Origin of the sequence: Flavobacterium sp. KACC 22763 (assembly GCF_028736155.1) — a bacterium.
In the GTDB taxonomy this organism is placed as follows: domain Bacteria; phylum Bacteroidota; class Bacteroidia; order Flavobacteriales; family Flavobacteriaceae; genus Flavobacterium.
Genome location: NZ_CP117879.1, coordinates 3,219,183 through 3,231,787 on the forward strand (window position 1 = coordinate 3,219,183; position 12,605 = coordinate 3,231,787).

General features: G+C 33.1%; 11 protein-coding genes. 8 read left to right on the forward strand and 3 right to left on the reverse strand.

Translation table 11 applies throughout. From position 1 onward, the window contains the following. From PQ463_RS13010 to PQ463_RS13020, 3 genes are all read right to left on the reverse strand, one after another. Entirely contained in the window at positions 1-714 is a 714-nt protein-coding gene (locus PQ463_RS13010) for a LytR/AlgR family response regulator transcription factor (protein ID WP_274254089.1), read from the reverse strand. Positions 715-1,159: 445 nt separating this feature from the next. Then, positions 1,160-2,209 (reverse strand): sensor histidine kinase, encoded by a 1,050-nt coding sequence (locus PQ463_RS13015; protein WP_274254090.1) that lies wholly within the window; start codon positions 2,207-2,209, stop codon positions 1,160-1,162. A gap of 247 nt (positions 2,210-2,456) precedes the next feature. Beyond that, positions 2,457-3,335 (reverse strand): PPK2 family polyphosphate kinase, encoded by an 879-nt coding sequence (locus PQ463_RS13020; RefSeq protein WP_274254091.1) that lies wholly within the window; start codon positions 3,333-3,335, stop codon positions 2,457-2,459. A 126-nt stretch (positions 3,336-3,461) separates the two neighbouring features. On the opposite strand from PQ463_RS13020, the gene PQ463_RS13025 reads away from it, so the two are divergent. The 8 genes from PQ463_RS13025 to PQ463_RS13060 all read left to right on the forward strand — a co-directional run bounded on the left by PQ463_RS13025 (position 3,462) and on the right by PQ463_RS13060 (position 12,569). Beyond that, entirely contained in the window at positions 3,462-4,211 is a 750-nt protein-coding gene (locus PQ463_RS13025) for a hypothetical protein (protein ID WP_274254092.1), read from the forward strand. 25 nt (positions 4,212-4,236) lie between these two features. Then, a complete protein-coding gene (locus PQ463_RS13030) occupies positions 4,237-5,073 on the forward strand; it encodes a DUF6929 family protein (protein WP_274254093.1) in 837 nt (278 codons plus the stop codon). A 68-nt stretch (positions 5,074-5,141) separates the two neighbouring features. After that, positions 5,142-7,298, forward strand: a complete 2,157-nt coding sequence (locus tag PQ463_RS13035) for a prolyl oligopeptidase family serine peptidase (protein WP_274254094.1) — start codon at positions 5,142-5,144, stop codon at positions 7,296-7,298. 95 nt (positions 7,299-7,393) lie between these two features. Beyond that, the gene (locus tag PQ463_RS13040) at positions 7,394-8,071 is read left to right on the forward strand and encodes a hypothetical protein (RefSeq protein WP_274254095.1); all 678 of its coding nucleotides are present in this window, start codon (positions 7,394-7,396) and stop codon (positions 8,069-8,071) included. 191 nt (positions 8,072-8,262) lie between these two features. After that, on the forward strand, positions 8,263-8,763 hold the full coding sequence (locus tag PQ463_RS13045; RefSeq protein WP_008468024.1) for an RNA polymerase sigma factor: 501 nt from the start codon (positions 8,263-8,265) through the stop codon (positions 8,761-8,763). A 2-nt stretch (positions 8,764-8,765) separates the two neighbouring features. Further along, the gene (locus tag PQ463_RS13050; protein ID WP_274254096.1) at positions 8,766-9,731 is read left to right on the forward strand and encodes a hypothetical protein; all 966 of its coding nucleotides are present in this window, start codon (positions 8,766-8,768) and stop codon (positions 9,729-9,731) included. 70 nt (positions 9,732-9,801) lie between these two features. Further along, a complete protein-coding gene (locus PQ463_RS13055; protein WP_274254097.1) occupies positions 9,802-11,928 on the forward strand; it encodes a vWA domain-containing protein in 2,127 nt (708 codons plus the stop codon). 53 nt (positions 11,929-11,981) lie between these two features. Next, on the forward strand, positions 11,982-12,569 hold the full coding sequence (locus PQ463_RS13060; protein ID WP_274254098.1) for an LURP-one-related family protein: 588 nt from the start codon (positions 11,982-11,984) through the stop codon (positions 12,567-12,569). The last annotated feature ends 36 nt before the right edge of the window (positions 12,570-12,605 follow it).

Below are 12,605 nucleotides of genomic sequence, written 5' to 3' on the forward strand. Positions count from 1 at the left end.
CTACCTGCTTAATAAGTTTTTATAGACTACCTCTTTCAATAATTCCTCACGGCGAGTTCTTGAAATAGGTAGTTCTTGTCCTTTTATAAATAAACGTCCGCCAGAAATAGAATCTATATGCGTAACATTTACGAGAAATGATTTATGGATTCGAAAGAAAATTTCTTTGGGAAGTGTTTCTTCTAATGAAATCATCGTTTGATGAATAATCAGCACTTTATCTTTAAAATGAAGCTTTGCATAATTTTGCATTCCTTCGATATACAAAATATCTATCCAAGAAATTTTCTGAAATCCTTCTTCCTGACGCACATATAAAAACGGATCCAATTGATTTTGCTTCGGAGAGTTAATCATCTGATGCCATTGCTTAGCTTTTAAAGAAGCTTGATAAAATCGTTGAAACGTAATAGGTTTTAATAAATAATCTACCACCTGCAAACGATATCCATCTAAAGCATGTTCTGAATAAGCGGTTGTAAAAATCACTAAAGGCGGATTTTCTAATGATTCCAGAAACTCCAATCCCGTAAGATAAGGCATATTGATATCCAGAAACATCAAATCAATTTGCTTTTCCTGAAGAAACGAAGTCGCTTCTAGAGCAGAAGCACAAGTACCAATAGTTTCAAGGAAATCAATTTTAGAAACAAAATCTGCTATTCCGTTTCTTGCTATAGGTTCATCGTCGATAATGAGACATTTCATTTTCATAGTTTTTTTTCTGGTTTGTGTGTGTGTTTATTTCTCGCAGATTTGGCAGATTTAGCAGATTTTTTCTTTAACCGCAAAGAACGCAATCCCGATAGCTATCGGGATACGCAAAGCTCGCAAAGTTTTAATTTTTTAAAAGGATGCTAAGATCACAAAGCATTGCGGATTAAAATTTGTGCTAATTTGGGTAATTTGCGGTTAAAATAAAATCCTTTTTAATCTTTATATCCCGATAGCTATCGGGAGTGGCTAAAAATTTTAACGCAAAGAACACAATCCCGATAGCTATCGGGATACGCAAAGTTCGCAAAGTTTTAATTTTTAAAAGGATGCTAAGAGCACAAAGCAATATGTTAAGATTTTGAAGATTAAAAATTCGTGCTAATTCGTGTAATTCGTGGCTAAAATAAAATCATTTTTAATCTTTATAATCTGTGGCTAAAGTTCACTTCAAATCTAAGGTCACAATAACTGTAAAATTAGAATCCGTTTTATTGATATTAAATTGATGTTTTTCCGGATATTGAATCGTCAGCCTTTTCTTTACATTTTCAAGTCCTAATCCCTGACTTTTAGACGGAATTTTATATTGCTCAGTATATGAATTTTCTATTTTAAAATTCAGCTGATGATTTATTTGTTCGCAAGACAAATGCACATATCCTTTTTGATTTGGAAGTCGAGAAACATGTTTAAAAGCATTTTCAATTAACGGAACCAAAAGCAACGGTACGATATGAAGCTGTCCGTCTTCTATATTCCATTTGCTTTTTACTTCCAATTCATTTCCCCAGCGCGTTTCTTCAACGGCAATTAAATCTTTTAAATATTTAATTTCCAGATGCAAAGACACATATTCTTTATTGCATTCATACAATTGATAACGCAAAATATCCGAAAACTGAACCAATAAATCTGAAGCTAACTTTACATTGCTCTGCATCAGAATATGAATATGGTTCAAAACATTAAACATTAAATGCGGATTAATCTGATCTTGCAAAATCTTGATTTGAGCTTCAAGATGAACCTGCTGCAATTGCGCATGATTTCTTTCTATAACATTATGTTCCTGATAAAATCGGAGCCCGCAAGCGGTGCCGCAAATTAAAATCGCTGACGGAATGTTGCCGTAAAATCGCGACCATAAAAAATGAAGAGAATCTACATCTGCTTCTTCAGGATATGCCTTCCTTCTTATAACCGAATCAGAAAAAACAATATAAATCAATGACAGACAAAATGCCAAAAGCAGTACAACAACAACGCTTTGTACGGCAAACGAGCTCATTTTATTTTGTTTTAGCGCTTTGGGCAGTATAACATCACTTAAAATATGAGCTAAAACGGCAGAACAAAACAAAACCAAAATAGCCTGAATCGTAGCCGTCAAAAAATCGTAATCTTCGATCATCTGCGCCCAAATCGTGATGCCTAACAAACTCCAAAAAAAGACTAAAAATATCCAATGCCTATTTTTATTGATTGCGATCATCTATAAATAATTTATTGAGAAAATTTGACTTCAAAAATAGTTCTATATTTTTTAAACAAACAGCAAAGAAGCACAAACCATAAGCAATATTGAAATTAATTTGACGAACTGCGTTTTTGTTTTGACCAATGGAATCTACAAAAGCAGTTTAAAAATTTTCGGATATAAAATAAACCCGACAGGTTTTAAAAACCTGTCGGGTTTACAAAAAAATTATCTCATGGACTAATTATCTCAATTATCAAAATTATTTCTCTCCAAGTTCCTTTTTATAGAGCTCGATATTTATAGCCGTTTTCTCGTCCAATTCAGGTTCTTTAATATCGGTGTGTTTTTTCATTTCTTCCCAGATAATTTTCGCTACAATATAGCGTGACATTTCTTTATCATCTGCAGGCACAATATACCATGGCGCATGAGGTGTTGATGTTTTATTGATCGCTTCTTCATAATACTTCATGTATTCGTCCCAATAACCACGTTCTTTCAAATCACCTGGAGAAAATTTCCAATTGTGTTTTTCTTCCTCCAAACGACGTAACAAACGCTGGCGCTGTTCTTCTTTACTCAAATGAAGATAGAATTTCATTACTATTGTTCCATTTTGGCAAATATGCTTTTCAAAATTATTGATCTGCCCAATTCTATTTTCCCAAAATTCAGGCGTAATATCATCAACAGAATTAATATCTGGAAGGTTTTCAGCCAAAAGATATTCAGGATGCACGCGTGTCACCAGAACATTTTCATAATGTGTCCTATTAAAAATAGCAAACTTTCCTTTTTCTGGAAGCGCGATATAATGACGCCACAAATAATCATGTTCCAGTTCTGCCGAAGTTGGCGTTTTAAAACTATGCACCACTACTCCACGCGGATTAAATTCCTTAAAAACCTCTCGAATCAAACTATCTTTTCCCGAAGTATCCATTCCTTGAAGACAAATCAAAACGCTGTATTTGTTGTGCGCATACATTACGTCTTGCAAATCGCTCAATTTGGCTTGAACTTTATCTAGTTTTTCTTCTTTTTCATCGTCATTTGCGTTGACATTCAAAACAGTCGGAATTTCTTTGAGCTTTATTTTATCTACAACTTTAAAATCTTTCGGGTCTATTGATTTCATATTTTCAAATTTTATATCATAAATATACTACTTTTACGAAGCATATTCCTGCTATCCATTGCAATACTTTTCAATAAATAGCTTTTTTCCAAAGCCATAACAAGAGCTTCCGTTGGTCGCTTTCTTATGTCAGGAAAAAATGCAATTTCTTTTCAAAGTATTTCCATTACTATCAGGGCTAGGCACTTATTTTCAAAAGAACAATTCAAATATTTCAAATTCATAATGACAAAACGAATTCTATTTTTGTTGCTGTTTTTTACTATATATATCGGAAATGCTCAAACAAATAACAAAGCAACAATTGATCAATTAGTTTCTAATTATACTAAAGAACTTCAATCTAAAAAAATAGATACAATTTGTATTTATAAAAAATATTGTGTTGGAAGTGTTAAAGCTTATGATTTAAGTCCATCTGAAATCAATGAATTTTGTTTTGAAGATTTTCCAAATAATCCAGTTTATATTTTTTGGATTAAGAAAGGAAGAAAGTATTTGACAAAAATAAGTATATGTGCAGAATATGCCGCGAGTTTAGATGATGACAACATTTTTTGGCATATGTTTTTTCCAAACAAAGGCATTATTGAAAAAGAAGAAATTAAGCGGTTTGCCTATAAAGAATCTAACAATAAAATTTATCATTTGGGGGTAGACCATTCTTGTCATCAAAATTTTAAAATACTAATAAGTAATCAAATCATCGAAAAACATTTTGACAGTTTCAATTTAAAAAGAGAAGACAATTCAAAAGTAAATATAAATTACGATCACAACGTCAAATTAAGAAGTAAGCGAGTAATTGATATTCTTGAAAAAATAACTTCAGAAGCCGAAAAAAACAATACATTTAAAAAGATAAAGTCAAGATAATTCAAAGACTTCAAAACAAAAATTCATGGAAAAATTCACATTAGAAATATTATTTCAAATTATCGGAATCGGCTCAGCATCGGGATTATTTTACAATAATGATGCACTTTATGTTATTGGCGACAACAGCGGATTTCTTTACGAATACAATATGCAAAATCAGCAACTAAATCAGCATGCTTTGATTGATAATCCAACACAGAATATTCCGAAAAACTTAAAACCCGATTTTGAGTCAATCACACATCATAATGATACGCTTTATGTTTTTGGCTCTGGTTCAACTGAAAACCGAAACAAAATGATTGAGTTTGACACAAAATCGAAAACCGTTTTACAGAAGAATAATTTAGTTGATTTGTATGCTGTAATGCAGAATTTCGGCGAAATAAAACCAGAAGATTTTAATCTAGAAGGCGCTATTTTTGATGGCGAAAACTGGTATTTATTCAATCGCGGAAATGACGTTTCTAACAAAAACACGATTTTTACCATTCACGCCAAAAATCTAGGAGAAGAATTTGCTCTGATTTCAGTGAATTATAAACTTCCAAAAATAAAAGGCGTTCGTTCCAGTTTTACCGATGCCATTTTAGTTGATGATAAAATCTATTTCCTTTCAACTGCCGAAGACACAAAATCAACTTATGATGACGGAGAAATCTTAGGAAGTTTCATCGGAAGAATTGACGTAAAAACCATGAAAATCGATTTTACTCAAAAAATCACCTCAACCAATAAATTTGAAGGTCTGACTTTCTATAAAAAAGAAAACAATAAAATCGAATTTTTGCTTTGTGAAGATAATGATACCGAAGTTTTAGAAACAAAGATTTATAAATTAACATTGCCTCTTAAATAAATTGTAACATTTTTCTTAAAATAGCGTCTTTTACACCAAATAAACTAAGATAAACGAATTTAAAATTAATGATCAGAAAAACCACTTTCGCTCTTTTACTTTTTATTACAAATCAAGTCACACAAGCTCAGTACAAATATCCTACTACTCCTGAACGTCCTGTCGTAGATGATTATTTTGGAACAAAAATCACCGATTCATACAGATGGCTTGAAGACATGAATAGTCCTGAGGTTCAAAAATGGTTCAAAGACGAATCGGATTATACAAATTCTATTGTAAAAACTATTTCTGGACGTGATGACCTTTTTAAAAGAATGAAAGAAATTCAAGCTTTGGGTGGAGATCAATACGGTTACATCAGGCAGGTTGGAGATATTTATTATTATACTAAAAATAAAAAAAATGAAAATATCGATAAATTGTACCTTCGCAAAGGTAAAAACGGAGCCGAAATTTTATTGATAGATCCTAGTACGATCAAAAAAGGGGCAACTATTACAAGTTTTATTATTAGTCCTGACAATAAAAAATTGGCAGTAACCATCTCTCAAGACGGTGCAGAAGTTTGTGATCTACAAATTATGGATCTTGAATCGAAAAAGTTCCTTTCGCATAAACTTACACCTATTTGGAGCGAATTCCCTTTTGAATTTACGCCAGATAGTAAGGCCATAACATATACACAAATGGTTACCCGAGATAATACCAGTGATGATTTTCTAAAAAACATGAAAGCATTATTACATATTATTGGAACAGACTCAAAAACAGATAAAATATTAGCTTCAAAAGAAAACAATCCTGAATTAAATCTTCTTACTGAGCAATTTCCTAAAATCTCATTTTCTAATGATTACTCCTATATTATTTTAACCATTGGATCTACAAAAAGTGACGAATTATCATTTTATGCTCCATTTTCAGAACTTTCAAAACCAAAAATAAATTGGAAACCACTGATTAAATATGAAGATGAAATATCCGGAAGCCATATTATTGGAGACAAGATATTTTTTCTCACCCACAAAAATGCTCCCAATTATAAACTAGGCTACACAAGTATAGAAAACCCTGATTTTAAAAATCCTACAATTCTTATTCCGGAAAATGACAGAGTAGTACGAAGAATAAGAAAATCTAAAAATTTCATTTACTATAATTTGAGTGACGGAATCAATCAGGAAATTTTTCAGGTTAATGGCAAAACTTTAGAAACTAAAAGAGTACCGTTGCCTGTAGGGTCTATTGCAGGTTATTCATTAAGTCCACGTCAGAATGATGATATGCTGTTTTTTATTGACGGCTGGGTTATTCCCTCAACCACTTATGATTATAATGCCGAAACTGGAATATTAAAAAAAGCCACCGAATTTACTTCTAGTGGTCTATATCCAGATTATACAAAAAAATTTGCTACAAAAGAAATAGAAATACCTAGTCACGATGGTGTGATGGTCCCGTTAACCATTATGTATCCTAAAAATATAAAAATGGACGGTTCAACACCATGTTATATCACTGGTTATGGGGCTTATGGAAGCAGCGATTTTCCTTATTTTGTTGGTCCCTCTTTAATGACTTTGTTAGAACAAAATGTCGTTGTTGCCATTGCGCATGTACGTGGTGGTGGCGAGAAGGGAGACAAATGGCACAAGGACGGAATGAAAGCTAAAAAACCAAATACTTGGAAAGACTTTATTGCTTGCACAGAATATTTGATAAATGAAAAATACACTTCTAAAGAAAAGCTTATAGGAAATGGAGTTAGCATGGGAGGCATCTTAATCGGAAGAGCTATTACAGAACGTCCTGACCTTTTTAAGGTAGCACTAATTGAAGTTGGAGATACTAATACCATTAGAATGGAAACGACTCCTAACGGTCCTAATCAAATACCAGAAATAGGTTCAATAAAAAATGAGGAAGAGGCGAAGCACATCTTAGAAATGGACTCACAAAGCAAAGTGAAAAAAGGAGAAAAATATCCCGCAGTTTTAATTCGTACTGGTATTAACGATCCTAGAGTTACTCCGTGGGAACCAGGTAAATTTGCCGCTATTTTACAAAACTACAACAGCTCGACCAATCCGATTTTATTACATGTAAATTATGTCAATGGTCACCACTCTAGTGATTTGGATGTTACTTTTGGAGATGAAGCCGACATGTATGCCTTTGCCTTATGGCAAGTTGGGAACCCTAAGTTTCAAATTGCAAAATAACAAGACTTTGCGAATCTTTGTGTTATTGTTTATCACGAAGATTCGCAAAGTTTTTTATATAGATTCTCTAAATCATAAAAAACATATTCTTGTTAATGAAACAACTCTACAAAATTTTAATTATTCTTTTTATTATCAGCTTAAAAAGCTATTCTCAAAAACAAGAAGCGATACTTTATTTTAAAGATGGTGATTCGATTGAAGGATTAGCCTATTTAAAATTCAACAAAATAAAATTTAAAGTTGCTCCCGAAGACAAACCTGATACTTGGGATGAAGAATTTGTTAAAAAAATTAAGTTTGTAGATTTTGGTTTTGCCAGAACTTTCGAATATGTAAAACTAAATTCTTTGGACAAACCTAAACTGGTAGAAATTATTACCCAAGGAGAAGCGACTTTATATAAAAAGTTTGGTTCAGATTTTAGTCTCCTCGACCAAATTTATAATCCATACGATGATCGTCCAACAAGTTCTGGAGGCACAAACATAAATCCAGACTTTAAATCTCAAGTAAGTTCAGATATGCAGTTGCAGCCATATAACCCTTATGGAAATTTACCTGACCCCTCCGTATTTTATTATGTCAAAAAACAAAAAGACAAATATCCAACGTGTTTAAACTGCGGTGTCATAAATGCTTGGCGAAAAAACACTTCGAAAGTTTTTGCTGACTGCGATTTTATCGTCAAAAAACTAAAAAGCGACAAATGGATTTTCGAAGACATTAAAGAAATCGTAGAATTTTATAATGATATTTGTTTAGGAGAATGATTACGGTCAGATGCACTGCAGTGCATCTCTACAATAAACCTTTGTAACTTTGTAGCTTTGTAACTTTGAACCTAAAAAAAATATTTTAATATTTTTTTCACCCTCGTCCCAACCTTTTTATCTTTTTATCTCTCTATATAAGAAAGACAACAATTGTGATAAACGAAACTCAAATAGCAAACTGTAAAAAAATGCACCGCGATGCCCAGCGTCAGGTGTACGAATACATGGCGCCAAAGTTGTACCGCCTTTGCAAAAGATATTTAAAAAAGGAAGAGGAAATCGAAGAAGCTTTGGCCGATTCTTTCTTTACTATTTTCACCAAACTAGAACAGTTAAAAGAAGCTTATGCTTTTGAAGCTTGGGCAAGACGCATAACTGTAAATCATTGTTTGGCGACGATTAGAAAAGAAACCAACTTTAATATGTATTTGGATGATGTGAAACTGCTTTCGCAACCTTCTGTCGACGAACTGAATACATTAGAAGAAGAAGATTTACTGAATTTATTAAACCACATTCCTGACGGCTGTAAAACTGTGTTTAACCTTTTTGTCATTGAAGGTTTTTCGCATAAAGAAATAGCCGAAATGCTAAAGATTTCTGAAGGCACCTCAAAATCACAATTGAATGCCGCTAAGACCAAACTGAAAGAACTGGTTAATAAACTGTATTATCAAAAAGCAAAATAGTCATGGACAATCAAGATAAATTATTCGATAAAATAAAAGAAGCTTCGCAAAAAGCCGAGTTTCAAGACTTTCCGGGAATGGAAAAAGTCTGGGCACGTGTAGAAGAAAAACTGGACAAAAAAGAAGACAAAAAAACAATTGCTTTATGGAAAAAAATAGCGGTTGCAGCTTCTCTTCTATTATTACTTTCTTTAGGATTTCAATTTTTAAATTCTAATAAAGAAACTATAACAGAAACTCCAAAAGTAGTTCTTGAAGAAAAAGAAATAAAACAGCCTCAAACTCAAGAACCAATTCTTAAACAAAATGATGCAACTTCTTCAGGAATAGTTTCAAACGAAGAAGCCGTTAAAATTTTAGACAATCAAACTAAAAAGAAAGAACGAGTTGCTATTCAAGAAGTAACTACTCCTCAGGCAGAACCAGTATTTTCTGCACCAGCTCCGAGTATTGCAGCAGAAGCTGTTGTTTCTGCAAATGCACCTCTTAGAAATGAATCTTATGAGGAGGAAAATAACATTGTTTCAAAAAAAGAAGTAACTCCAGAAATGGGGTATTCAAGCTATCCCCAAAGAGAATCTGCAAAAGTGGCTTACTCTGCTGCACCAACACAGCGAGCTAAAAAAAGCAGTCCTTTAGTAGTTCTTAACGGAAATGCAATGGCTCACAGCAACGACGCAAAAAAAGATAAAATGATGCAAGATGAGCTTCCAAACCTAGATCCTGAAAATGTAGATTCTCTTGTTGTTCTAGATGAACCATTATATATCATCGATGGGATTTATTATTCTGAAAATGATTTATTCGGCAAAAATCCAACAAGCCCTTATGCGCCTCTTGACAAACAAGACATTAAAACCATAACAATTCTACAAGACCTTGAAGCGACCGAAAAATATGGCGAAAGAGGCAAAAAAGGAGTTGTTATAATCACTACAAAAAACGGAAAACCGGCTCCGAAAAAATAAGCTCATGCTTTGTCAAAATCTGCAGCTTTGACAAAGCAAAACCCAAACATTAATTCTAAAACTTATTATCATGAAAAGTCTAAAACTTATTTCATCAGCCATTGCTATGCTTATATGTTTCGTAACCATGGCACAAGAAAGAACAATTTCTGGAATCGTTTCAGATGAATCTAATTTACCGCTTCCTGGTGTTCAAATAACCATTAAAGGCACTAAAAAAAACAGTCAAACTGATTATAACGGAAACTATTCAATTCAAGCACGTAAAGGAGACGCTCTTGTTTTTAGCTATATTGGTATGGAAACTAAAACCATTCTTGTAAAAAAATCAGATGTAATTAATGTTACATTAAAAAACAATTTTAACAAACTTAATGAAGTTGTTGTTACTGCTTATGGCGTTTCGAGAAAACAAATGAAAACAAGTGCCGTAACAATGGTTCGAGGTTCAGCTGAAGAAATTCAAGTTCAAAATTCTATGGGATATTCTGCTATGCCAAATCCAACTGTTTCTATTCGCGGAAATGAATCTGTTTCTCCAAAGAATGAACCAATGTATATTATTGATGGAGTTCCAGCAAAAGCCAATCAAATGGCAAAAATTAATCCGAATGATATTGATAATGTTTCGGTTTTAAAAGATAAAGATGCGACTTCAATTTATGGAAGCAAAGCTTCAAATGGCGTTGTGGTTATTTCAACCAAAAATGAAATCTATAAAAACCTTTCAGAAAAAGAATTGGATAAAAAATTAAACATCCTTCCGATTCCAGCTGAACCAACTCAGGAAGATTATGATGCTTTTGTAGAAAATGCTTTCGAAAGTCCAAAAACAGCTCCGCTTTCCACATTTTCTATCGATGTCGATAATGCTTCTTATACCAATATCAGACGTTTTTTAAACAACGGTCAGGAAGTTCCAAAGGACGCTGTGCGTGTAGAAGAAATGGTAAACTTCTTTAAATACACTTATCCACAGCCAAAAAAAGAACATCCGTTTTCTATCAATACAGAAGTGAGCGATTCGCCTTGGAACAAGAACAATAAAATCTTAAAAATTGGTTTACAAGGAAAAAATATTCCGACCAATGATTTACCAGCTTCTAATCTTGTTTTCCTAATTGATGTTTCGGGTTCGATGAGCGATATGAATAAATTGCCTTTATTGAAACAATCTTTAAAAATATTGGTAAACGAGTTACGTGCAAAAGACAAAGTTGCGATTGTGGTTTACGCAGGCGCTGCAGGAATGGTTTTGCCTCCAACTTCTGGAGACGAGAAAAAAACGATTATCGATGCTTTAGATAAATTACAATCTGGCGGAAGTACAGCCGGAGGCGCAGGAATTGAACTAGCTTATAAAACGGCAACTGAAAATTTCATTAAAGGCGGAAACAATCGCGTGATTCTAGCAACTGACGGAGATTTTAACGTTGGAAGTTCTTCTAATTCTGATATGGAAAAACTAATTGAAGAAAAAAGAAAAACAGGTGTTTTCTTGACTTGTTTAGGTTACGGAATGGGAAATTATAAAGACAGCAAGATGGAAATCTTGGCTGATAAAGGAAACGGGAATTATGCTTATATCGATAACATTCAAGAAGCAAATCGTTTTTTAGGAAAAGAATTCAAGGGTTCGATGTTTGCTATCGCTAAAGATGTAAAGATTCAGATCGAGTTCAATCCGAAACAAGTTCAGGCGTATCGTTTAATTGGCTATGAAAATAGAAAATTGCGTCCAGAGGATTTTAAAAATGACGCGATTGATGCAGGCGAATTGGGAAGTAACCATACTGTGACAGCTTTGTATGAAATTATTCCAGTTGGTGTAAAAAGTGATTATTTAGCCGAGCAGCCAGATCCATTAAAATACACTAAAACTGAAACCAGTTCAAACAATTACAGCAACGAACTGGCAACGATAAAATTCCGTTACAAAAAACCTGATGGCGATAAAAGCATCGAAATGGTTCAGGTAATCGAAAACAAATCGGTTGCTTTGGAGAAAGCTAGCGATGATATGAAATTTAGCTCTGCCGTAGCTTGGTTTGGTTTGAAATTGAGAAATTCAAAATTAATTGCCGACAAGTCTTCTGAAGAAATTGTAAAACTGGCGAAGCAAGGAAATTCAAACGATGGCGAAGGTTACAAAGCTGAATTTATCCGTCTAGTTGAAACTTCTAAGCAATATAATTAATAAATATTGTATTACATTTGCGGCTTTATTTTTCAAACTTATTTTACACACGTATGAATCCTATTTTAAGCCAAAATCTATTTTTAGTAAAAGAACATGTTGGAATGTTCAAAGCCGCAAACAATTACGATATATATCATCCAGAAACCAATCAAATCATTATGAACTGCCGAGAAAACAATCTTGGTTTCTTCACAAAAGTATTTCGATTTACAGATTATAAAAGAGCAACTCCGTTTAATGTTGAAATCACAACTGCTTCTGGAGAAAAATTAATTACAGTAAGAAGAGGTGTTGCCATCTTTAGATCTACTGTTGAAGTATTAGACGAGAAAGATCGTTTGGTTGGAACTTTCAAACAAAAATTCTTTTCGATTGGAGGAAAATTTAACATTCTGGACAAAAATGAAAAACCTGTGGCGACTCTGCAAGGAAAATGGACAGGCTGGGATTTTAAATTCTCACACGAGAATAAGCAATTGGCTCAAGTAAGTAAAAAATGGGCAGGATTAGGAAAAGAGTTTTTTACAAGTGCTGATAATTATGTTCTTCAGATTGAAGATACAGTTACAGCTGACAGTCCATTGAGACAATTGATTTTAGGAGCTGTCATGTGTATTGACATGGTTCTAAAAGAATAACAAAAGTTGTTAAACTTAGATTAAGAATATCTTTTA

Excerpts from the sequence above, each read along its gene's own strand:
- PQ463_RS13010 (WP_274254089.1), bottom strand. The coding sequence starts at position 714 with ATGAAAATGAAATGTCTCATTATCGACGATGAACCTATAGCAAGAAAC.
- PQ463_RS13030 (WP_274254093.1), top strand. The coding sequence starts at position 4,237 with ATGGAAAAATTCACATTAGAAATATTATTTCAAATTATCGGAATCGGC.
- PQ463_RS13040 (WP_274254095.1), top strand. The coding sequence starts at position 7,394 with ATGAAACAACTCTACAAAATTTTAATTATTCTTTTTATTATCAGCTTA.
- PQ463_RS13035 (WP_274254094.1), top strand. The coding sequence starts at position 5,142 with ATGATCAGAAAAACCACTTTCGCTCTTTTACTTTTTATTACAAATCAA.
- PQ463_RS13060 (WP_274254098.1), top strand. The coding sequence starts at position 11,982 with ATGAATCCTATTTTAAGCCAAAATCTATTTTTAGTAAAAGAACATGTT.
- PQ463_RS13020 (WP_274254091.1), bottom strand. The coding sequence starts at position 3,335 with ATGAAATCAATAGACCCGAAAGATTTTAAAGTTGTAGATAAAATAAAG.
- PQ463_RS13055 (WP_274254097.1), top strand. The coding sequence starts at position 9,802 with ATGAAAAGTCTAAAACTTATTTCATCAGCCATTGCTATGCTTATATGT.
- PQ463_RS13025 (WP_274254092.1), top strand. The coding sequence starts at position 3,462 with ATGTCAGGAAAAAATGCAATTTCTTTTCAAAGTATTTCCATTACTATC.
- PQ463_RS13015 (WP_274254090.1), bottom strand. The coding sequence starts at position 2,209 with ATGATCGCAATCAATAAAAATAGGCATTGGATATTTTTAGTCTTTTTT.
- PQ463_RS13045 (WP_008468024.1), top strand. The coding sequence starts at position 8,263 with ATGCACCGCGATGCCCAGCGTCAGGTGTACGAATACATGGCGCCAAAG.
- PQ463_RS13050 (WP_274254096.1), top strand. The coding sequence starts at position 8,766 with ATGGACAATCAAGATAAATTATTCGATAAAATAAAAGAAGCTTCGCAA.